21 protein-coding genes are annotated in these 21,737 nt (G+C 66.5%); 7 read left to right on the top strand and 14 right to left on the bottom strand.

Going from position 1 to position 21,737, the window contains the following annotated elements:
• Positions 1-7 precede the first annotated feature (7 nt).
• Both ACUJB0_RS14575 and ACUJB0_RS14570 read right to left on the bottom strand, forming a co-directional pair.
• Positions 8-241 carry a DUF6139 family protein gene (locus ACUJB0_RS14575; RefSeq protein WP_117011914.1) on the bottom strand — a complete coding sequence of 78 codons (234 nt, stop codon included), beginning with the start codon at positions 239-241 and terminating at the stop codon, positions 8-10.
• 41 nt (positions 242-282) lie between these two features.
• A complete protein-coding gene (locus ACUJB0_RS14570; protein ID WP_444845850.1) occupies positions 283-1,257 on the bottom strand; it encodes a VirK/YbjX family protein in 975 nt (324 codons plus the stop codon).
• 287 nt (positions 1,258-1,544) lie between these two features.
• On the opposite strand from ACUJB0_RS14570, the gene ACUJB0_RS14565 reads away from it, so the two are divergent.
• Complete coding sequence (locus tag ACUJB0_RS14565) at positions 1,545-3,173, top strand: sensor histidine kinase (protein WP_444845849.1); 1,629 nt, start codon at positions 1,545-1,547, stop codon at positions 3,171-3,173.
• A complete protein-coding gene (locus ACUJB0_RS14560; protein WP_444845848.1) occupies positions 3,163-3,765 on the top strand; it encodes a response regulator transcription factor in 603 nt (200 codons plus the stop codon). Before ACUJB0_RS14565 ends, ACUJB0_RS14560 begins: the two co-directional genes overlap by 11 nt.
• A 12-nt stretch (positions 3,766-3,777) precedes the next feature.
• On the opposite strand, the gene ACUJB0_RS14555 is transcribed toward ACUJB0_RS14560, so the two are convergent.
• Positions 3,778-6,039: a glycosyltransferase family 9 protein gene (locus ACUJB0_RS14555; protein ID WP_444845847.1), complete on the bottom strand. Its 2,262-nt coding sequence runs from the start codon at positions 6,037-6,039 to the stop codon at positions 3,778-3,780.
• A gap of 139 nt (positions 6,040-6,178) precedes the next feature.
• Here ACUJB0_RS14555 and waaF point away from each other — a divergent pair, with 139 nt between their 5' ends.
• Together waaF and ACUJB0_RS14545 are read left to right on the top strand one after the other, a co-directional pair.
• A complete protein-coding gene (gene waaF / locus ACUJB0_RS14550) occupies positions 6,179-7,252 on the top strand; it encodes a lipopolysaccharide heptosyltransferase II (protein WP_444845846.1) in 1,074 nt (357 codons plus the stop codon).
• Positions 7,253-7,306: 54 nt separating this feature from the next.
• Positions 7,307-8,836 carry a sensor domain-containing diguanylate cyclase gene (locus tag ACUJB0_RS14545; protein ID WP_444845845.1) on the top strand — a complete coding sequence of 510 codons (1,530 nt, stop codon included), beginning with the start codon at positions 7,307-7,309 and terminating at the stop codon, positions 8,834-8,836.
• Here ACUJB0_RS14545 and ACUJB0_RS14540 read toward each other — a convergent pair.
• Positions 8,833-9,537 (bottom strand): alpha/beta hydrolase, encoded by a 705-nt coding sequence (locus ACUJB0_RS14540; RefSeq protein ID WP_444845844.1) that lies wholly within the window; start codon positions 9,535-9,537, stop codon positions 8,833-8,835. The two genes, ACUJB0_RS14545 and ACUJB0_RS14540, sit on opposite strands and share 4 nt — an antisense overlap.
• A 16-nt stretch (positions 9,538-9,553) precedes the next feature.
• Positions 9,554-10,207 (bottom strand): hypothetical protein, encoded by a 654-nt coding sequence (locus ACUJB0_RS14535; RefSeq protein WP_444845843.1) that lies wholly within the window; start codon positions 10,205-10,207, stop codon positions 9,554-9,556.
• A gap of 199 nt (positions 10,208-10,406) precedes the next feature.
• Here ACUJB0_RS14535 and ACUJB0_RS14530 point away from each other — a divergent pair, with 199 nt between their 5' ends.
• From ACUJB0_RS14530 to ACUJB0_RS14520, 3 genes are all read left to right on the top strand, one after another.
• Positions 10,407-10,898 carry a hypothetical protein gene (locus tag ACUJB0_RS14530; protein ID WP_444845842.1) on the top strand — a complete coding sequence of 164 codons (492 nt, stop codon included), beginning with the start codon at positions 10,407-10,409 and terminating at the stop codon, positions 10,896-10,898.
• Positions 10,899-10,985: 87 nt separating this feature from the next.
• Positions 10,986-13,025, top strand: coding sequence for a LamG-like jellyroll fold domain-containing protein (locus ACUJB0_RS14525; protein WP_444845841.1), 2,040 nt, complete (start codon positions 10,986-10,988; stop codon positions 13,023-13,025).
• 47 nt (positions 13,026-13,072) lie between these two features.
• The gene (locus ACUJB0_RS14520) at positions 13,073-13,555 is read left to right on the top strand and encodes a hypothetical protein (protein ID WP_444845840.1); all 483 of its coding nucleotides are present in this window, start codon (positions 13,073-13,075) and stop codon (positions 13,553-13,555) included.
• Positions 13,556-13,576: 21 nt separating this feature from the next.
• Here ACUJB0_RS14520 and rng read toward each other — a convergent pair whose 3' ends face one another.
• The 9 genes from rng to ACUJB0_RS14475 are packed head-to-tail and all read right to left on the bottom strand — an operon-like array spanning position 13,577 to position 21,628.
• On the bottom strand, positions 13,577-15,043 hold the full coding sequence (gene rng, locus ACUJB0_RS14515) for a ribonuclease G (protein ID WP_117011899.1): 1,467 nt from the start codon (positions 15,041-15,043) through the stop codon (positions 13,577-13,579).
• A 44-nt stretch (positions 15,044-15,087) separates the two neighbouring features.
• Positions 15,088-15,708 carry a Maf family protein gene (locus ACUJB0_RS14510; RefSeq protein WP_444845839.1) on the bottom strand — a complete coding sequence of 207 codons (621 nt, stop codon included), beginning with the start codon at positions 15,706-15,708 and terminating at the stop codon, positions 15,088-15,090.
• A gap of 11 nt (positions 15,709-15,719) precedes the next feature.
• Positions 15,720-16,190 (bottom strand): 23S rRNA (pseudouridine(1915)-N(3))-methyltransferase RlmH, encoded by a 471-nt coding sequence (rlmH, locus tag ACUJB0_RS14505; protein WP_008451768.1) that lies wholly within the window; start codon positions 16,188-16,190, stop codon positions 15,720-15,722.
• Positions 16,191-16,196: 6 nt separating this feature from the next.
• Positions 16,197-16,883 (bottom strand): ribosome silencing factor, encoded by a 687-nt coding sequence (gene rsfS, locus ACUJB0_RS14500; RefSeq protein WP_444845838.1) that lies wholly within the window; start codon positions 16,881-16,883, stop codon positions 16,197-16,199.
• A complete protein-coding gene (locus ACUJB0_RS14495) occupies positions 16,884-17,543 on the bottom strand; it encodes a nicotinate-nucleotide adenylyltransferase (protein WP_161098983.1) in 660 nt (219 codons plus the stop codon).
• Between the two features lie 2 nt (positions 17,544-17,545).
• Entirely contained in the window at positions 17,546-18,460 is a 915-nt protein-coding gene (gene hemF / locus ACUJB0_RS14490; RefSeq protein ID WP_444845837.1) for an oxygen-dependent coproporphyrinogen oxidase, read from the bottom strand.
• 6 nt (positions 18,461-18,466) lie between these two features.
• Positions 18,467-19,735: a phosphoribosylamine--glycine ligase gene (gene purD / locus ACUJB0_RS14485; RefSeq protein WP_444845836.1), complete on the bottom strand. Its 1,269-nt coding sequence runs from the start codon at positions 19,733-19,735 to the stop codon at positions 18,467-18,469.
• A gap of 6 nt (positions 19,736-19,741) precedes the next feature.
• Positions 19,742-20,467 (bottom strand): YebC/PmpR family DNA-binding transcriptional regulator, encoded by a 726-nt coding sequence (locus ACUJB0_RS14480; RefSeq protein WP_444845835.1) that lies wholly within the window; start codon positions 20,465-20,467, stop codon positions 19,742-19,744.
• A 51-nt stretch (positions 20,468-20,518) separates the two neighbouring features.
• On the bottom strand, positions 20,519-21,628 hold the full coding sequence (locus tag ACUJB0_RS14475) for a glycosyltransferase family 9 protein (protein WP_444845834.1): 1,110 nt from the start codon (positions 21,626-21,628) through the stop codon (positions 20,519-20,521).
• Positions 21,629-21,737 lie beyond the last annotated feature (109 nt).

Below are 21,737 nucleotides of genomic sequence, written 5' to 3'. Positions count from 1 at the left end.
AATGACGCTACAGCTGGCCGTCGAGGCTGGTGATGGCATACCCCTTGGCGCCGATCTGCTCCAGGGGATGGACGATGTGGTAGCGGGGCAGGTCGTCGCGCGCGTCGTCGACCTCCACGTGCCGCGCTTCAGGGTGCCAGTCGGTGTTGGTGGCTTCCTCGGGGATGGGTTTGCCCTCCGGCACAGCCAGGTAGCTGTGTTTGCCTTTTGCTTCATCTCGGTAATAAATATCCACACGCATGGTATTTCTCCTTGGACGAAAGGCCCATGGTACCGGATTTTTCAGGCCAGTGCGTATTCGTCGCCGTCGTGTGCGGTGACCGTCAGGGTGCTGTAGTTCTGGCTCAGCGGCGTCGGCACGGTCTCGAAGCGCGGCGCGCTCAGGCCGGCGCGGATGACCGCGCTGAGGGCCAGCAGCGTCTCGTGGCGCTTGCGCGCCTCCGAGCGCTTCTTCGACGCGATCGCCGCCAAGTCCGGCGGCGCGATGGCCTCGCACGGCAGGCGCCAGTCGCCATCGGCGCGGCGGCCGGCGTCCAGCTCTTGCCACAAGGTATCGTAGTCGGCGTGCACCTTGCCCTGGCGGGTGGCGCCGCACACCACGCGGTTGGCGTTGCTGACCAGGCGCAGCTCGGTGCAGCCGTAGTCGTGGCCGATCTGGCTGAGCAGCTTGACCATCATATTGGTCGGCCGCAGGCCGTGCAGCTCGCGGGTGGCGTCCTTGATCCGTTGCAGGCCCAGCTCGCTCTTCGAACCCTGCATGCAACCCACGCTCAGCACCATGCCGCGCACGCCTTGCTGGAAGGAGAACGCGCAGCTGTAGACCAGCCCGTCATCCTGGTACAGTTGCAGCACCAGTTCGCCTTCGCGCTCCATCGGCTCGATGGCGGAGAGGCGGATCTGGTAGGGCAGGCCGGACTTGCCCTCGATGCTGCCCAGCACCACCGAACCGCGCGCGGCGCGCACCGTCAGCGGGCCCAGGCCCTGGCGGAAGATGAAGCGGTAGTGTTGTTGCAGCAGGTCGACGCGCTCGGCGCAGCCCATGGTGTTGCTCAGGTAGGGACGGTAGACCTTGTACAGCAGGCGCGGACGGGCCTTGACCAGTTCCATGAACAGCGGGTGGGAGTTGAGCAGTTGCAGCCAGCCGCCGGTGGCTTGGCGGTGCATCATGGCGCGCAGCGACAGCTTGAGCGATTCGCGGACTTGCTTGAGGCCGTTGAAGCCGGCCACGCCGGAGCGGATAGTGATTAACTGCGACATCGAACGACTCTCATCAAAAGCGGCTGCAGGGGTGGCGCGGCGCGGTGGCTTTAATATCGTCCGGGCAACGGTAGGTGCCATTACGACATTTTCGCAGTGTAAATCCTGTGTAACGTATTGTAAATTGGGGTAAAGGCTTACGGTTTTCCCTTAATAATTGCCGCTTAGGAAAACCAAGTGTTGTATAGAGGCGAAAGCGCAGGCCTAAGGGGAACCCGTAGTTGTGAAAAGCAATGCGCGATGAATTCCGGCAATGCATAATGCTACATAACGATACAAAGCCCCGTATGTCACCTTCCCGCCTGCGCCACCTGGAAATACCCGTCTTCGTGGGGCTATACCTGCTGTTCGACTGGGCCACGTATATCGACCCGTTCTACGGCCTGAACATCACGCCGTGGAATCCCGATCCGGCGCTCGGCCTGGTGTTCTGGCTGCGCCATGGCTGGCGCGCGGCGCCGCCGTGGTTCGTGGCGCTGCTGGGCGGCGAGCTGCTGGTGCGCGGCATGCCGGCCGGCTGGGCGGTGAGCGTGCTGGGCGCGCTGTGGCTGACGGCGGGCTACGGCTTGCTGGGCGCGGCATTGCGGCGCCAGTTCGGCGACGGCGGCGTGTTCGACAGCCGCGACCGGCTGTTCCAGTGGCTGCTGATCGTGGTGGCCGGCACGATGTTCAACGACCTCGGCTATATCTCGCTGCTGTCGGCGGCCGGCTTGATCCCGGCAGGGCAGTGGGGCGAGGCGGTGTTGCGCTTCGGCATCGGCGACATGGTCGGGGTGCTGGTATCGATGCCGCTGATTTGGATGCTCTCGAGCGCGGCCGGCCGGCGGCGCTTGCGGGCGACCGTGTGGCGGGCCGAGACGCTGGGCTACCTGGCGCTGGCGATGTGCGTGCTGTACATGGTGTTCGGCACCATCGCCACCTCGGAGTTCAAGCATTTTTATTTCTTGTTCCTGCCGGTGATCTGGGCCGCGTTCCGCCAGGGCCTGTTCGGCACGGCGCTGATCGTGTTCGTGCTGCAGGCCGGCATCGGCGCGCTGGTCAAGTGGAACCACGCGGTCAACATCGCCGTGCACGAGTTGCAGATGCTGGACGCGGTGCTGGCGCTGGTGGGCTTTTCGATCGGCATCGCGGTGGACGAGCTGCGCAAGGTCGCGAGCGAGCTCAAGCAGACGATGCGGCTGGCGGCGGCCGGCGAGATGGCGGCCGCGCTGGCGCATGAGTTGAACCAGCCGTTGACGGCGCTGAGCGCCTACGGCAAGGCCTGCGAATTCCTGCTGGAGCGGGGCGAGAGCGGCGACGTGCTCAAGGGCGCGATCCAGCGCATGATCGCCGAATCGGGCCGGGCCGCCGAAGTGGTGCGGCGCTTGCGCGATTTCTTTCGCACCGGCGCGATGAAGCTGGAGGCGGTCGAGCCCGGCCAGCTGGTGGCGGGCATCAGCCAGCAGTTCTTCGCCCAGATGCGCGAGCACGGCGTCGAGCTGAAGGTGGGCGAGATCCCGCCGCTGCCCATCCTGGCGGACCGGCTGCAGTTGGAGCTGGTGCTGCGCAACCTGCTGGCCAACGCGCTGGAGGCGGTGCAGGAACAGCCGCCGGGCGCGCGCCGCATCACGCTGACCGGCGAGCGGCTGGAAGGCAAGCGCCGCGGCGGCAAGCTGCGCAAGGGCGGCTGCCTGCAGCTGACGGTGGAGGACAGCGGCAAGGGCGTGTCGGCCGCGCTGGCGGCGCGCTTGTTCGAACCGTTCGTCTCATCCAAGGCCAGCGGGCTGGGCCTGGGGCTGGTGCTGAGCCGCGCCATCATGGAGGCGCACGGCGGCTCGCTGTGGGCCGAGGTGGACGATCATGGCATTTTCAGGTTGGCGCTGCCGTTGGCGCGTCCTTTGGAGCAGGATGGAGAGCAGGTGAGCTATGCAGAGTGATTTAACCGTATTCATCGTCGACGACGACCCGTCGGTGCGCGACGCGCTGAGCCTGCTGCTGGGCGTGCGCGGCTACCGCACCGCGATGTTCGCCAGCGGCGAAGCCTTCCTGCAGGCGTGGCAGCCGGCGTGGCGCGGCTGCATGCTGATCGACATCCGCATGTCCGGCATGGACGGCTTGAGCCTGCAGATGGAATTGCGGCGGCGCGACTGCCGCATCCCGGTCATCATCATGAGCGGGCATGGCGACGTCAGCATGGCCCGCGCGGCGTTCAAGGCCGACGCGGTGGACTTCCTGGAGAAACCGGTCGACGACGGCAAGCTGATCGCCGCCATCGACGAAGCGCTGGCGCGCGCGCGCAGCGTGCACACCGAACAGCAGCGGCGCAGCCGCAGCGACACCCTGCTAAGCGAGCTGACGCCGCGCGAGCGGGAGGTGATGGAGCTGGTGGTGATGGGCCGCCACAATCGGGAGATCGGGCCGGCGCTGGGCATCAGCGTGCGCACGGTGGAAGTGCACAAGGCGCGGCTGATGGCTAAGCTGGGGGTCGACAACGTCGCCGACCTGGTGCGTATTACGATGCAGGACTAACTGCCGGCAGGACTAAGCCGGCACCAGCGCCTCGGCGCGCCACGATTCCACCACCTCCAGCACCTGTTGCGGCGTGATCGCCAGCATGCAGGTGCAGCGCGCCGCGTCCTCGCAGTGGCCGCAGGCGACCGGCGTGCACAGGCTGCGCGCGCGCGGACCCAAGGCGCCCCAGCGCACGATGTCGATCGGCTTGAGCGGCGGGAACAGCCCCAGCGCCGGCCGCCCCAGCGCGGACGCCAGGTGCAGCGGCCCGGTGCCGCTGGCGATCAAGCCGTCGCAGCCGCCGATCAGCGCGGTGAAGCCGTCCAGGTCCAACTTCCCGCACAGATTCTCCACGTTCGGCAAGTCCAGCAGGGCCGGCGCCTGCCGCGCCAGGAGCTCGCCCTCGGCCTTGCTGCCGGTCACCAGCACCCGCACGCCCTCGACCCCGCCCAGCAACTCGGCCAGCGTCGTGTAGTGCTGCAGCGGCCATTCGCGGCCGTTGCCGTTGGACTTCGGATGCAGGATCAGCTTGAAGCCGGGACCGGCCAGCAGCGCGTCGGCGGCCGGATGGCGCGGCGTGTTCAGGCCGTACATGGTCTTCAACAGTTCCAGCGGCGGCTCGTAGTCCACGCCCAGCGGCAGCAGCAGCTTGAAGTTCAGCTGCGCCTCGTGCAGCGGCGAATTGGCGCGGCTGAAGGTGGCCAGGCGGTTGCAGTGGTACCAGTGGTGGATGCGGTGGCTGCTGCCGATGCGGCGCTCGATGCCGGCGCGGCGCGCGGCCGCCGCCAGCGTGCGCATCGGGAAGGTGAAGATCATCGTATCGCAGCCGCTGCGTGCCAGGCCGTCGGCCCAGTCTTCGCCCAGTTCCTCCTGCGTCAGCACCTGGTCCACGTGGCGGCACTGCGCCACCACGGCGGCGGCGTAGCGGCGGCACAGGAACACGATCTCGGCCTGCGGATACAGCTGCTTCAGGTAGCCGGCCAGCGGCAAGGTCAGCACCACGTCGCCGATGTTGTCGGTGCGGGCGATCAGGATGCGGCGCGGCACCGGCGCCGGGTATTGCGCGGCCAGGCACATGCCGACCAGGCTGCACACCATCATGACGTAAAACACTTTCGTCATCATCAGCCAGAACATCACGTCGGTCAGGCCGAAACCCATGAAGGCCACCACCACCACCATGCCGGCCAGGGCCAGCGGGCGCTGGCCCCGGTCCGCGCTGCGCAGCTGGCGGGAGAAGAAGCGCAGCGGCGCCACATACATCAGGATCAGCAGGCTGAAATCCAGCAGGCCGCCGGTGGCCAGGCAGTTCAGCATGTCGTTGTGGCTGCTGCTGTAGATCAGCGCCGGCGACTGCTGCAGGCGGCCCTGGGCCGCCAGCGCGTGCAGCGCCACGTCGAACTGGTCGCGGCCCACGCCCAGCCACGGATGTTCGAGGAACATCATCACCGACGCCTTCCACAGCTCCAGGCGGATGCCGACCGAGGTGGTGGCGTCGCCCAGCGTCAGGTAGCGCTGGATTTCCGCCAGCGCCTGTTCGATCCGCCCGGCCACGCCGGTGGCCGGTATGGCCAGCGCCAGCACGACCAGCGCCAGCAGCACGGCGCCCACCACCAGCAGGCGGCGGCCGTATAGCTGCACGCCGTAGCGGACCACCGGGATCGCGACCAGCGGCAGCGCCAGCCAGCCACCGCGCGAGGCCGACAGCATCGAAGCCAGCAGGCCGCACACCAGGCCGACGCCGGGCAGCCAGGCCATGCGCGTGTTGCGCAGGTCGGTCAGGCCGCACAGCGACATCAGGCCGCAGGCCAGCGCCAGGTCGCCGAAGGTGATTTCATGGTGGGTGAAGCCGATCGCGCGGTCCATGCCGAGCACGGTCACCTGGAACAGCGCGACCACGGCCGACAGCACGGCGGCAAAGCACAGCCCCAGCCAGAAGTGGCGGGCGCGCGGGCGCAGGTAGTAGACCACGGCGATGCAGCTCAGACCGAACAGCAGGCGCGACGGCCCGTCCAGGGTGTTCAGGCGCTGGTGGTCCACCGCCAGCCGCACCAGCGACACCAGGAAGTAGCCGCCGAAGGCCAGCACCACGCCGCCGATGTCGTTCCAGTGGCGCTTGTACAGCGGCAGCAGCGTGCGGCCGCGGCGGATCAACAGCAGCAGGATCAGCAGCTGGACGATGCCGAGGCCAAGCTTGCTCGACAGCGCCAGCGCCGGCAGCAGGAAGATCATCGTCGAGGAGAGCGGACCGCCATATTCGGTGTGCGGCGTCGAGGGGCTGGCTGGAGTCATGGTCACGCGGTCGGGGCGGCGGGGGCCGGCAAAAAGGCTGATTATAGCAGCATGGCCGGGCCCTTCCAGAGGCGGCCCCGGCTTGTGGCGGGGGCCGCGATGGGCGATAATCGAGCCGGCATGGGCCACCGGCCTGACGATGAAAGATTCCGTGTTACCCGATAAAACCGTCACCGCCGGGACCGCCCCGCGCACCCTGGTCATCTCCCCCAACTGGATCGGCGACGCCGTCATGGCCCAGCCGCTGCTGCAGCTGCTGCGCGCCGCCCATCCCGGCCGGCCGATCGACGTGCTGGCGCCGCCGGCGGTGTCGCCCGTGTGGCGCCAGATGGCCGAGGTCGACGAGGTGCTGGAAACCCCGTTCCGCCACGGCGCGCTGCAGTTGAAGGAGCGCTGGAAGTACGCCCGCCTGCTGCGCCAGCGCGGCTACGCCGACGCCTATGTGCTGCCCAACACCATCAAGTACGCGCTGATTCCCTGGCTGGCCGGCATCAAGCGCCGGGTCGGCTACAAGGGCGAGAGCCGCCACGGCCTGATCAACGTGATGCACCACGACGACACGCCGCCCCGGCCGATGGTGGCGTTCTACGCTGCCTTGGCCGGCGCGCCGCAAGCACCGCTGCTGACGCGTGCCGCCCTGCCGCGCCCGCGCATGGCGGTGGACGCGGCGCAGGTCGCGGCGGTGCGCCAGCGCCACGGCATCGACCTGGCGCGGCCGGTGGTGGCGTTCGCGCCCGGCGCCGAGTTCGGCGGCGCCAAGCGCTGGCCGGCGGCCCACTTCGCCGGCCTGGCGCAAGCCATCCTGGCGCGCGACGGCGCGGCCCAGATCGTCCTGCTCGGCTCGCCCAAGGACCAGCCGGCCTGCGCCGAGGTGGCGGCCGGCATCGCCGGCGGCGCCGTGTTCAACCTGGCCGGCTCCACCAGCCTGGCCGAGGCCATCGCGCTGATCGCCGGCAGCGCCGCCGTGGTCGCCAACGATTCCGGCCTGCTGCACATCGCCTCGGCGCTGAACCGGCCGGTGGTGGCGTTGTACGGCCCCACCGACCCGGACCACGCGCCGCCGTTTTCCGACTTGGCGGCCTCGCTGTCGCTGCGGCTGGACTGCGCGCCGTGCAAGCAGCGCGAGTGTCCGCTGGGGCACCAGGACTGCATGGTCAAGTTGACGCCGGAGCTCGTATGGCACAGACTCGAACCGATGCTGCCCGCGCCTTGAACGGCGCGGCACGCCCGATTTCCTGTATGGCCGCGCCCACCGGCTGTTTCTCCCATGTTTAAGCGCTATACGATCACATTCTGGGCCACGCTGTTTGTCGGCGTGGTCTGCCTGTCGCTGGTGGCGGTCGACGTCTGGCGCAGCCTGATCGCGCGCGAGGCCCAGCTGCAGGAAATGCAGCGCCTGGCCTCCAACGTGGCGCGCGCGATGGCCCAGCACGCCGACGACACCATCAAGGCCGCCGACACCGCGCTGGCCGACATCGTCGAGCGCATCGAGGCCGACGGCTTGGGCGCGCCGCAGCTGGTGCGGGTGCGCCGCCAGATGCAGGCGCACGTGGCCAACCTGCCGCAGCTGGCCGGACTGTTCATGTACGACGAGCGCGGCCAGTGGCTGGTCAATTCGCCCGCCGTGCTGGGCGCCTCGCTCAACAACGCCGACCGCGAATACTTCGAGTACCACCGCACCCACGCCGAACGCGTCCCGCACGTGGGCCCGCCGGTGATCAGCCGCACCAGCGGCAAATGGATCATCCCGGTCTCGCGCCGCCTCAACAAGGCCGACGGCGGCTTCGGCGGCGTGGTGCTGGCCACGCTGGACATCGACTACTTCCGCCGCTACTACCAGAGCTTCGACATCGGTGCACGCGGCGCGGTGGCGCTGATCTCCGGCCAGGGCGCGCTGATGCTGCGCCAGCCGTTCGACGAGAACCGGGTCGGCGTCAGCCTCGCCGACAGCACGCTGTTCCGCGCCTACCGCGCGCACAGCGGCGGCAGCGGCCTGTTCGCCTCGTCGTACGACGGCGAGGTGCGCTACAACAGCTACCGCGGGCTGGAGCACTATCCGCTGTTCGTGACGGCCGCGCTGTCGCAGGAGGAGATGCTGGAGCAGTGGCGCCACGACAGCTTCATGCGCTCGATCGGCGTGATCGTGCTGGCCGCGCTGCTGGGCTTTTTCGGCAAGCGGCTGGTGGACCAGATCAATCTGCGGGTGCAGGCCGAGGCCGAGCTGCGCCGGGCGCGCGACGCGCTCGAGGGCGCCAACCGCACGCTGGAGCGGCTGGCCATGCAGGACGGCCTGACCGGGCTGGCCAACCGCCGCCAGCTCGACGTCACGCTGGGCAACGAGTTCAGCCGCGCGATCCGGCACGAGGACACGCTGTCCTGCGTGATGATCGACGTCGACTACTTCAAGCAGTACAACGACCTGTACGGCCACGGCGCCGGCGACGATTGCCTGTGCGCCGTGAGCAAGCTGATCCGCGCGCTGACGCCCAAGCGACCCGGCGACGTGGTGGCCCGCTACGGCGGCGAGGAGATCGCCATTTTGCTGCCGAACACCGGCATCGAGGGCGCGGTCGCGGTGGCCGAGCGCATCCGGCAGGCCATCGCCGGATTGCAGACGCCGCACAACGGCAGCCCGTTCGGCATGGTGACCGTCAGCGCCGGCGTGGCGGCGATGGCGCCGCGCCGGGGCGACGTGTCCGGCCAGTTGGTGGAGGCGGCCGACAAGGCGCTGTACGCGGCCAAGTCCGCCGGCCGCAACCAGGTCAGCGCGGCCGCCGTGCCGCCAACGGCGTCCTAGCGTTCGCTCATCTGGCGCAACGCCGCATGCGCCAGCGGCGGCGACACCAGGTGGGCGCCGTCGAATTCTCCATACTGCACCGCGTAGCCTTCGCCTGCCAGGCGCACGGCGATGGCCTTGCCGCGTTCCACCGGCAGCACCTGGTCCTGCTTGCCGTGGGCGATGAACACGCGCGGCATGCCACTGCGCCGCAGCGGCGACATGAAGCCGGGCGAGAAGGCGAAGATGTCGGCGAACAGCCCACCATTCATCAGGCCGACCGACAGCGCGTACGAGGCGCCGTCGGAAAAGCCGCCCAGCGCCACCGCGTCGGCATCCACGTCGTAGCGCTGCATGGTCCATGACAGCAGAAGGTCGATGAAGGCCAGGTCGGGGCCGTAGCCGCCGCGCAGGAAGTCCCAGCTGGTCGACAGCGCCTCGGGCATGAGCAGCAGGAAGCGCTGCTGGGCCGCGTGCGCCAGCGCCAGCAGGTCGCCGCCGCCGTGCTGGCCGCCGGCGCCGTGCAGCAGCACCAGCAGCGGCAGCGGCGCATCGTCCTCTTGCTCCGGCACATACAGGCGGGCGTGGCGGTTATTCGGGAAGGCCAGCCGGTGGACGCCGGCCGCCAGCGGCACCGGTGGCGACCGCGGCCGCGCCATCCCGGCGCGGGCGTGCAGCAGCCCGTCGCTGTAGGGCGTGGGCGGAGTGGCGTCGGTGGGCATGGCGGCTCATTTGCGTTTATTTGCGCACGAAGGTGGTCAGTTCCCAGCTGTCGCGGTTGAAGATGCGGCCGTTCCAGTCGGTGTCACGATAGTCGAGCTTGACGAAGTTGTTGACCTCCGGCGCGAACCACACCGTCTCGGTCAGCTGGCCGCTGCCGCCGGGGCTGTTCGGTTCCTCGCCGTGGTACAGCGCCTCCACCTCGACCTTCAGCGCGTCGAACTCGCCGGCCGCCACCTTGATCTTTTCCCAGTTTAGCACCTTGCCCTTGATGCGGTAGCGCCAGTGCTTGCCGGACTTGGGATTGTCGCCGGTGGCGTCGGTGGTCCACTCCTTGCCGGGCGTGAGCGGGAAGGCGTAGCGCGAGAACGCCGGCGCGAAGTGCATGGCGCCGCGGTCGATGGGATTCATCTCGGCGCTGAACAGCTGCTTGGTCAATAGGGCGCCGCTGGCGGCGCGCTTGATGTCGACATGCACGCCGGCGGCGTCGACGCCGGTCACTTCCATGCGGTTGAGGTTGCCCTTCGCGCCCTTCCAGACGTCGGTGTACTGGTAGGTCCAGGAATCGCCGACGGCCGGCGCCGGCGCCGCCACCGGTGCGTGTTCGTCCGCCAGCGCGAGCTGCGCCGCCAAAGTCAGTCCCAATGCCGCCAGTACGTGCCGAGCCGCCATGCCGCCTCCGAAATGGTGTGGTTAATATTATAATTATGCCATCACATTCAACGGCCGCATGAGCTAAATCGTGCGCGCTGTGGCGCTGGCAAGACAGCGGCGGCGACGCAAATTGGCCGCCAGGGTCAGCATTGAGTGGCACACCGCCGCGCGGGCGATGCTAGCATTACGTCATGGCCGCACTCAATCACAAGACCCGATGAAGCTCACCCGGATTTTCACCAGCATCGCGCTGCTCGCTGCGATGTCCAGTGCGCACGGCGACGAGGCCGCGGCCAGGCTGCGCGCCCTGAATGATGCCGAGCTGCGCGGCGTATCGACGCCGATCCCGGCGCCGGTGCCTCGGCTGCCGGCGCGTTCGCTGCATCGCGGCCTGTTTCCCTTGCACGGCCTGTTCGGCGGCGTGCTGGGCGCGGACGCCAAGGGCGCCGAGATGGGTTCGGTGCTGTTCCCGCTGCTGGGCGTGCTGAACGCGGACGTGACGGCGCGCGATGTCGTGTACGGGCCGAACGGCAGCGCGCCGCGTCTCAACGCGGACGGCTCCGTCAACCTGGCGCTGCCGGCGTCGATCGGCGAGCTCGACCTGCAGAACATCCGCACCGGCGTCAACGACAACAGCAATTTCGGCTCGGTGCAAATCCGCGGCATCGACCTGAGCCGCACCGTGATCACGGTCGCGCCGACCCGCTAGGCAGGCAGCCCCGCACCGTACGCCTTGTCATCTGCAAGTCATGCGGGACCTTTAGCATGGGCGCTTTCACATTGCTGAGGGCGTAACATGGAAAAGATGGCACAGGATGCACAACGGCGGTCGTTGCTCAAACTGGGACTGGCGTCGGGCCTGTCCGCCGGCGGGCTGCTGGCCGGCTGCGGCGGCGACAGCGCTGCCTCGTCGAACACCCCGGACACCCGGATTTCCAGCTTCGCGCTGGCGGTGCTGCCGGACACGCAATTCTATTCGCGCTATGCGACCTCGTCGGAAAGCAATCAGTACGAGCGCCACTACGGCAACGAACCCTACGCCGCGCAGACCAGCTGGGTGGCGCGCAACGCGCAGGCGCTCAACATCCCGTTCCTGATCCATCTGGGCGACGTGGTCGACCAGGTCGGCAAGCCGGAGCAGTGGAAGGTGGCCGACGGCGCCATGCAGGTGTTGGAGGTGGCCAAGGTGCCGTACTCCATCCTGGCCGGCAACCACGATGTGCTGAACGACATCGACTTCGACAGCGACCCGGCCAAGGGCACCGACACCCAGCGCGTGCTGGCCAACGAGCCCTACCTGCAATGGTTCGGCGCCAAACGCGCGGCGCGTCAGGCCACCTTCGGCGCGCGCGACAGCACCGGCTTCCACGAGTACCACATCTTCAAGGCGCAGGACCAGCAGTTCCTGGTGCTGTCGCTGTCGTGGCGCATCTCGGACGCCGGCATCGCCTGGGCGCGCAAGGTGCTGGCCGACCATCCGACCTTGCCGGCCATCCTGGTCAACCACCAGCTGCTCAACATCGCGCCGGACGCGGTCAGCCCGTTGGAAACCGGCTACGGCAAAATGCTGTGGGAAAAGCTGATACGCGATAACGACCAGATCTTCATGACGCTCAACGGCCACCACCACGGCGGCGCGCGGCTGACCAAGATGAACGACTTCGGCAACGCGGTCGAGGAAATGGTGGTCGACTACCAGATGGCCTACCAAGGCGGCAACGGCCTGATGCGCCTGTACGAATTCGACCTGACCAACAACCAGATCAAGGTGCTGTCGTTCTCGCCGTGGGTGCCCATGAAGCCGGCCGACACGCTGAACGCCTTCGACCGCGCGGTGCTCACCGAGAGCAATCACAGCTTCACGATCGACATGAACTTCGCCAAGCGCTTCGCCCGCTTCAATACCGGCTTCAGCGCCGGCAAGGCCACGGTCGCGTCGTCGCTGGTCGAGCAGGCCAGGGCCCTGGTGCTGAAGGGCTACACCGAGCCGGCCATCGTCGCGCCGGTGGCACCCAAGGACGCGGACGACTATCCGAAGGTGGCATCGACTGTGGCGCACTGGCGCTTCTACGGCGGCAGCGACGGCGCGCCGGTCGCGCCCGGCACACGCATCGCCGACGTCACCGGCGCCAATCCGCTGGTGCGCGACCAGCTCAACCAGGGCGGCATCGTCGGCGCGGCGGCCGGCGACATCGTCTGGAGCAGCGACCACCACCGCCTGTCCTCGGCGCCGGGCTCGGTCAGCTTCCTCAACACCGACAAGAACGCGCCGCGCCTGAGCTACTTCCTCACCGACGCCACGGCCGCGATCAACGCGCAAACCTTCGCCACGACCGGCTACACGATCGAAGCCTTCGTCAAGATCAACCCGGCGTGGGACAAGGCCAAGCACGCCTGGATGAACATCATGACGCGCGACGGCAAGCGCGGCGGCCTGGCCGGCTTCGACGGCGGCGACCCGGAATCGCCGCCGCTGCTGTTCGCCATCTCCAGCCTGCGCGAAGTGCAGTGGGAAGTGGTGCCGGACGTCAGCGGCCAGCGCGACGGCATGGCCAGCTGGTCGGGCGAGATCATCGCCGGCAACTGGGTGCACATCGCCATCGTCAACGATCCGGTCACGCATGACACCGTCATGTACGTGGAGGGCGCGCCGGTGCTGCGCAACAGCAGCCACGTGGTCGGGCTGGCGACCTTGTCGGCGTCGTCGCCATGGGTGGTGGGCGGCGGCTCGTGGGATGGTGCGCGGGCGGACGGGTTCTTCGGCAACATCGGCGAAGTACGCGTGGCCAGCGCCGCGCTGCCGCCGAGCCAGTGGCTGACGGCGCGCCGCGGCTAGGCGTCGTGTGATATTTTAAGAGCTCGAATCGTTACGCCGGTGGGAGCGTGGAGCTCGTATTGTTTGAGTATCGATGCAAGTCCTGCGGAGGAATTTTTAAGGCTCCGCAGGTGAGCCCGCACGCGTACGGTGAGTTTTTGCTTCGCAAGAAAAACTCATTGTCTTTACGATATCTGGATGCGATCAATAGCAGCGTCTATTTGGATATCGCGCGGGAGATCAAGATCAACCCGGAGACGAGTGGATTGAACGAGACGCGGCAATCCGATGTTTTGCAGGCGATTTTTGGTACTGTTGCTTGCGATCCCGATGCGGATGGCCAACCTTTTCATATGGGGCTGATGCCACGCTGCCCCCATTGCAATGAGCGCGATGCGCTGTCCTGGAATATCACCGATCCGATCGAGTTCGATGAAATCGAAGTGGCCCCGGTGGAGTTCTCCATTTGGCACGGGCTGACGCCGAAAGAGCGAAAAACAAGAATCCTGAACAGCGTGCGAAAATTCTTACCGAAGGCGCGAGTGGCCTGACTTTTCGCACGCGTCCAACGCTTACATCAGGATCACGTCGTACTGCTCCTGGTGATAAGCGGTCTCCACCTGCAGCGAGATCTTCTTGCCGATGAAGTCGCCCAGCATCGCCAGGTGCTGCGATTCCTCTTCCAGGAACATGTCCACCACCTCCTGCGAGGCGAGGATGCGGAATTCGCGCGGGTTGAACTGCTTGGCTTCGCGCAGCAGTTCGCGCAGGATCTCGTAGCAGATGGTGCGCGAGGTTTTCACTTGGCCCTTGCCGGCGCACGCCGGGCACGGTTCGCACAGGATGTGCGCCAGCGATTCGCGCGTGCGCTTGCGTGTCATCTCCACCAGCCCCAGCGCCGAGAAGCCCGACACCGACACCTTGGTGCGGTCGCGCGACAGGGTCTTCTTCAACTCCTGCAGCACGGCGTTGCGGTGCTCGGTGTTCTCCATGTCGATGAAGTCGAGGATGATGATGCCGCCCAGGTTGCGCAGCCGCAGCTGGCGCGCGATCGCGTGCGCGGCCTCCAGGTTGGTCTTGAAAATCGTGTCGGCGAAATTGCGCCCGCCGACGAAGCCGCCGGTGTTGACGTCGATGGTGGTCATCGCCTCGGTCTGGTCGACGATCAGGTAGCCGCCGGACTTGAGGTCCACGCGCCGCCCCAGCGCGCGCAGGATCTCTTCCTCCACGCCGTACAAATCGAACAGCGGCCGCTCGCCCGTGTAGTGCTGCAAACGCGGCAGCACGCCCGGCGTGTAGGCCAGGCCGAATTCCTGCAGCTTCAGGTAGTTCTCGCGCGAGTCGACCTGGATGGTGGCGGTGTCGTCGTGCACGAAGTCGCGCAGCACGCGCTGCGCCAGGCTCAAGTCCTGATGCAGCAGGGTGGTGGCCGGCTTGGTCTTGGCGCCGTGCAGGATCGCACCCCAGGTCTTGCGCAGGTATTCGACGTCGGCCGCGATGTCGGAGTCCGACGCGTCCTCGGCCTGCGTGCGCACGATGTAGCCGCCTTTTTCCTCCGGCGGCAGCAGGCTTTGCAGCCGCGCGCGCAGCGCCTCGCGCTCCGCTTCTTTTTCGATCTTCTGCGAAATGCCGATGTGGGCGTCCTGCGGCAGGTAGACCAGCATGCGGCCGGCGATCGAGATCTGCGTCGACAGCCGCGCGCCCTTGGTGCCGATCGGGTCCTTGATCACCTGCACCGTCAGCACCTGGCCGTCGAACAGGATTTTTTCAATCGGGGTGGGGGCGGCGTTCTGGCCGCCGTCGTGCGGGCGGGCTTCCCAGATGTCGGCCACGTGCAGGAAGGCCGCGCGTTCCAGGCCGATGTCGATGAAGGCCGACTGCATGCCGGGCAGCACCCGCACCACCTTGCCAGAGTAGACATTGCCTGCCAGGCCGCGCGTGAGCGTGCGTTCGATGTGCAGCTCTTGCACGGCGCCCTGCAGGATGAGGGCGACCCGGGTTTCCTGCGGGGTGATGTTGATCAGGATGTCTTCGTTCATGCTCGGCTTCTGTAGGGGCTGTGAACGACGATCATACACGCCGCTCAGGGCAGCGGCAAACCCGCCTGGCGCAGCAGTTGGACGGTTTCATACACGGGCAGGCCCATGATGCCGGAATGGCTGCCGGTGATGTGTTCGATGAACGCCGCGGCCGGGCCCTGGATGCCGTAGGCGCCGGCCTTGTCGTAGGGTTCCTGGGTGGCGCAGTAGGCGGCGATGGCGGCCGGCGTCAGCACGCCGAAGCGCACCTCCGACACCTGCGTGACCTGGCCGGCGAAATCGGCCGAATGCGCGGCGATCGAGGTCAGCACCTGGTGCGTGCGGCCGGACAGCTGCTGCAGCATGGCGATGGCTTCGTTGGGCGTGGCCGGCTTGCCGAGGATGGCGCCGTCGATGGTGACGGTGGTGTCGGCCGCCAGCACCACGCGCGGGGCCATGCGGCGCTTGACCACCAGGTCCGCCGCGAAGGCGGCTTTTTCACGCGCCACGCGGGCCACGTAATCGAGCGGCGCCTCGCCGGACAGCACCTCCTCGGTGACGTCGGCGCCGCGCGGGCCGTCGCTGCGCAGCAGCAGAAGTTCGAAATCGATGCCCACCTGGCGCAGCAGTTCGCGCCGGCGCGGGCTCTTGGAAGCGAGGTAAATCTTTTTGTCGACCGGTTTCATATGGTTTTATTTTAAACGCGGTGATACGGGTGGTTCTGTGTAATCGACCAGGCACGGTACAGCTGCTCCGCCAGCATCACCCGCACCATACCATGCGGCAGCGTCATGCTGGAAATGCGGATCAAGCCCTCGGCGCGTGCCTTCAGCTCGGGATCGAGGCCATCGGCGCCGCCGATCAGGAAGGCCGTGTCGCGGCCGTCCTGCTGCCAGGCTTCCAGCTGCTGCGACAGGCCGACCGAGGTCAGGTCCTTGCCGCGTTCGTCGAGGGCGATGATGCGCACGGACTTGGGCAGCGCCGCCTCGATGCGCTCGCGTTCGAGCGCCATCGCGGTGGCGGCGGTCTTGCTGCCCGAACGGTCGACCGGCTTGATTTCCTTCAGCACGATCTTCAGTTCCGGCGGCATGCGCTTCGCGTATTCGGCGAAGCCCGTTTCTATCCAGGCCGGCATTTTATGGCCGACCGCAGCGATGATCAGCTGCATGCCCGATTACTCTTCGACTTTTTTGATACGCTTGATGACGGTCTTGACCGGCGCTTCGTCGGCTTTTGGCTTGGCCACTTTACGCTTAGGCGGCAGGGCCTTCAGCGCTTCGGCGGCGGCGACGGCCGACTTGGTCTTGCCGACCTTGATGGTTTTACCGGCTGGCACAGCGGCTGCCTTCTTGGCGGCCGGCTTCTTCTCGGCGGCCGGCTTGGCGGCGGCGGCCTTGCGTGCCGGGGTTTTCTTCTCGATGACCGGGGAGGCGTCGACGGCCTTTTTGCCGGCGGCCAGGTGGCTGCTGACTTTCTTCGGTGCGTCGGCTTCCTCGCCTTCCTTGGTCGACTTGCGCTTGGCGGCGCCCAGCTTGACCGGCTTGTCGCCCCAGATTTCTTCCAGGCGGTAGTAGGCGCGGATCGGCGCCTGCATGATGTGGACGATCATGTCGCCCAGGTCGACCAGCACCCATTCACCGGTGTCCTCGCCTTCCATGCCGTAGACGTCGCCGCCGGCGGCTTTGACCTTGTCGCGCACCGAGGCGGCCAGCGCCTTGGTTTGACGATTGGAGGTACCGGACGCGATGGCGATGCGGTCGAACAGGCTGGTCAGATGGGTGGTATCGAACAGGGCGATGTCTTGGGCCTTGACGTCTTCGAGGGCGTCAACGACGAGGGATTGCAGTTTTTTGATGTCCATTTAGCTTTTGTATAGATTGTGTTGTTCAATATAGTCTAGCACTAGCGGCGGGATAAGCGAGTTTGCACTTTCCCCCCGTTGTAATGCCGCACGTATTTCGGTGGCGGAGATATCCACCGCGAAGTCCTGTGCCAGATAAGTCAGACCGTGCGGCGTGTTGCGGATTTGTTCAGGCGTTCCCAGACGGCGGGAAAACGCCTCGGCCACTGCCGGCGGAAGGCCGGCGGTGGCCAGGTTAAAGCCAGGGCGGGCCGCTACGCAGATATGGGCGTAGTCGAACAGCGCCTGCCATTCATGCCAGGTGTCGAGCCGCTGCAGCTGGTCGGCGCCCATCAAGAAGCTGATGGAGGCCGACGCACCCAGTTCGGCGCGCACCTGGCGCAGCGTGTCGATGGTGTAGGTGGCCAGACCCTGTTCGCCGCGCTCGATTTCCTGCATGTCGACCGCGACGCCGTACGGGGCGCCGGCAAAGGCCAGCGCCACCATCTCGGCGCGCTGGCGGGGCGTCGCCTTCAGGGTGGATTTCTGCCATGGCAGGCCGGCGGGGATCACGCGCAACTGGTCTACTTGCAGCAGTTGCGCAAAGTGCGCGCCTAGTGCGACGTGACCGTGATGCACCGGATCGTAGCTGCCTCCCAGCAGTGCGACGCGGTAAGCCATCGTCACGCGGCGAGCCAGTCGCGATGCGGCAGGAAGTCGCTGTACAGCGCCGCCTCCGGGCTGCCCGCTTCGGGCTCCCAGCGGTAGCGCCATTTGACGATGGGCGGCATCGACATCAAAATCGCCTCGGTGCGGCCGCCCGACTGCAGGCCAAACAGCGTGCCGCGGTCGAACACCAGGTTGAACTCGACGTAACGTCCGCGGCGATAGGCCTGGAAGTCGCGTTCGCGTTCGCCGTACGGCGTGTCCTTGCGGCGTTCCAGGATGGGCTGGTAGGCCTTGAGGAAGGCGTCGCCGACGCTCTGCATCATGGCGAAGCTTTGCTCGAAGCCCGCTTCGTTGAAGTCATCGAAGAAGATGCCGCCAACGCCGCGCGCTTCCTGGCGGTGTTTCAGGTAAAAATACTCGTCGCACCATTTCTTGAAGCGCGGGTGCAGGTCGCCGCCGAACGGCGCCAGCGCATCGGCGCAGGCCTGGTGGAAGTGCTTCACGTCCTGCCGGTCGCCGTAGTAGGGCGTCAGGTCCATGCCGCCGCCGAACCACCATGCCGGTTCGCCGCTGGCGGTGGTCGTGGTGAAGAAGCGCACGTTCATGTGCACCGTCGGCGCGTACGGATTGCGCGGATGGATCACCAGCGACACGCCCATCGCTTCCCACGGCTGGCCGCCCAGGTCCGGGCGGTGCGCGGACGCCGATGGCGGCAGCTTGGCGCCCATCACGTGCGAGAAGTTGACGCCACCGCGTTCGATGACATTGCCTTCCTCGATCAGGCGCGAAATGCCGCCGCCGCCCTCGGGCCGGTCCCACGCGTCGCGCAGGAAGGGTTTGCCATCGACGGCCTCCAGCGCCTGCACAATGCGATCTTGCAGGTCGAGCAGGTAAGCCTTGACGGCGCCGGGGTTCGGAAGGGACGACATCTGGTCCTAGTGCTTCAGGCCGCGCCAGCCGATGTCGCGGCGGCACTGCATGCCGTCGAACGAAATCTGGTCGACCACTTCGTAAGCCTGCTTCTGCGCCAGCTTGACGCTGTCGCCCAGGCCGACCACGCACAGCACGCGGCCGCCGGTCACCTGCAGATGGCCGCCCACTTCGGCGGTGCCGGCGTGGAAGGTCACCGATTCCGGCGTCTCGGCCGGGATGCCGTCGATGACGGCGCCCTTCAGCGGCGCGTCCGGGTAGCCGGCGGCTGCCAGCACCACGCCGACGGCGGTGCGGCGGTCCCATTCCAGCTCGATCTGGTCCAGCGTGCCGTTGACGGCGTGTTCCATCACCGCCACCAGGTCGGTCTTCAGGCGCGCCATGATCGGCTGCGTCTCAGGATCGCCCATGCGGCAGTTGAATTCCAGCGTGCGCGGATTGCCCTGGGCGTCGATCATCAGGCCGGCGTACAGGAAACCGGTGAAGACGATGCCGTCCTTCGCCATGCCGGCGATGGTCGGGTTGATGATCTCGCGCATCACGCGGGCGTGCATGGCCGGCGTGACGATAGGCGCGGGGGAGTAGGCACCCATGCCGCCGGTGTTCGGGCCTTCGTCGTTGTCCTTGAGGCGCTTGTGATCCTGGCTGGTGGCCAGCGGCAGGATGTTTTTGCCGTCGCACATGACGATGAAGCTCGCTTCTTCGCCGGCCAGGAATTCCTCGATGACGATGCGCGCGCCGGCGTCGCCGAAGCGGTTATCGGCCAGCATGTCGTCCACCGCGCGGTGGGCTTCTTCCAGCGACATCGCCACCACCACGCCCTTGCCGGCGGCCAGGCCGTCGGCCTTGATGACGATCGGCGCGCCGTTGGCGTCGATGTAGGCGTGCGCTTGCGCCACGTCCGAGAAGGTCTGGTACTTGGCGGTCGGGATGCCGTGGCGCTGCATGAAGGCCTTGGCGAAGTCCTTCGACGACTCCAGCTGGGCCGCTTCCTTGGTCGGGCCGAACACCTTCAGGCCGCGCGCGCGGAACAGGTTGACGATGCCGCCGGCCAGCGGAGTCTCCGGGCCGACCACGGTCAGGCCGATGTGCTCCTGCTCGACGAAGGTCGCCAGTTCGTGCAGGTCCGTGATGTTGACGTTGACCAGGCGCGGATCGCGCGCGGTGCCGCCGTTGCCGGGGGCGACGTAGACCATCTGGATGCGTTCCGATTGCGCCAATTTCCAGGCCAGCGCATGTTCACGGCCGCCGGAGCCGACTACCAATATTTTCATAAATCCTCAGTCTTCGATCAGCGTGTTGGAATAGACTTCCTGGACATCGTCCAGCGCTTCCAGCGCGTCCAGCAGTTTTTGCATCTTGACGGCGTTATCGCCGGTGAAGACGGTCTCGGTGTCCGGCTTCATGATGATCTCGGCCACTTCGGCCTTGAAGCCGGCGGCTTCCAGCGCATCCTTGACGGTCGCGAAGTCGTGCGGGTTGCACAGCACTTCGAAGCCGCCTTCCTCGTCGGCCACCACGTCTTCGGCGCCCGCTTCCAGCGCCACTTCCATCAGCGCGTCCTCGTTGGTACCGGGCGCGAACAGGAACTGGCCGCAGTGCTTGAACATGAAGGCCACCGAGCCTTCGTTGCCCATGTTGCCGCCGTTTTTGTTGAAGGCGTTGCGCACTTCAGCCACGGTGCGCACGCGATTGTCGGTCATGCAGTCGACGATGACGGCCGCGCCGCCCACGCCGTAACCTTCGTAGCGAACCTCTTCGTAGGCCGCGCCGTCCTCGCCGCCGGTGCCGCGGGTGATCGCGCGTTGCACGTTATCCTTCGGCATATTGGCGTCGGCCGCCTTGTCCACGGCCAGGCGCAGGCGCGGGTTCGAATTCAGGTCGCCGCCGCCCATGCGCGCAGCCACGGTGATTTCCTTGATGAGACGGGTCCAGATCTTGCCACGCTTAGCATCGGTTGCTGCTTTTTTGTGCTTGATATTGGCCCATTTGCTGTGTCCAGCCATGTTCGGTCTTCCTTCGGCGGTAAGTCATTGGTGTGCGGTGAGGGCGGTATTCTAGCATAGGGGCCAGCTCAAAACCTTTTCCATCACCTCTGGCAGCTCGATTTTCGTTACCCAGGCATCCATTTCCTTGACCAGGATGACGGCGCTGTTTTCCTGGTCGATCGGCACCCATTCCGGGTTGTTTTGGCGCATCAGGGCGATCACCGGCACATGCACCGCGTTCGCCAGGTGCATGACGGCGGTTTCCACCGTGATGATCAGGCTGCACAGGCTGAGCACGGCCGGCAGCTGGAAGAAATTGTCCACCGCCGAGAACAGGTGGGTGTCGGGCGGCGCCAGGCGTTCGTACAGCGCCTGGGCGTTCCGCATGTCTTCCGGCACAACGTTGACAATAAAGCCAGCTTCGCGCCACTTGGGCTGGGCGCGCATTTCCTTGATCAGCTCGAAGGCGCGCTCCAGCGGCCAGCAGCGCTCCTCGCCCTTGGAATAGGCGTTGATGAAGACCACCTGCGGCGGCAGGCCCCAGGCGGCGAATTGATCGCGCGCATAACCCATCCACTGGTCCGGGATCTGGATGGTGGGGTAGCGGTCCGGCTTGGGGATGTCGATGCCGAAGGCTGTCTGGAACCATTGCGCGTAGATGTCGCTCACGTGCGGCACGTCGCGCTCCTGCGATTCGTACAGCGGCATGGTGGCGTTGAACTTCAGGATGCTGAGCTTCTTGGACAGCTCGAAGAAGCGGTACTTCTGCTTCTTCAGGCCGACGATGAAGCCGCGCGGGCTGATCTCGCGCGTCAGGCGCGCGTAGCGGTGGCAGGCCATGTGCGTCAGCGAGACCACGATCGGATACTCCTCGCGCTGCGCCTTGGCGATCGACTGCGCGTGCAGGGCGGGGCTGTAGTTCTGGGTGTAGGTCTGGTCGATGTAGGGGCTGGCGGTGAGCCAGTCGTACAGCGAGTAGTTCTTCAGGTGCGGCCAGTCCTCGGGGTTGTCCGAGCGCCGGCGCTCGTCGACCCACAGGTGGATCTGCAGATGGGGGTGGGCCTGCTTCAGCGCGCGAAAGCACATTTGCATGTAGGTGAAGTCGCCGATCGCCATGTGGGTGACGACCAGGATTTTGTCTGCCTTGGCAAGCAGTGGTGCGGGAATCAGTTGTTTCATGTCGCGGGCTGGCAATAAAAATAAGTCAAGACGGTAACACGTTGTCGCCTCTAGAGGCAGGCCTCCACTTTTTGTAGGGAAGCTGTCATATCCTCCTGCTACGATTTTT

This window comes from Duganella caerulea (assembly GCF_040362985.1).
Lineage (GTDB): Bacteria > Pseudomonadota > Gammaproteobacteria > Burkholderiales > Burkholderiaceae_D > Rugamonas > Rugamonas vulcania.
This window is presented reverse-complemented; position numbering and strand designations above follow the sequence as displayed.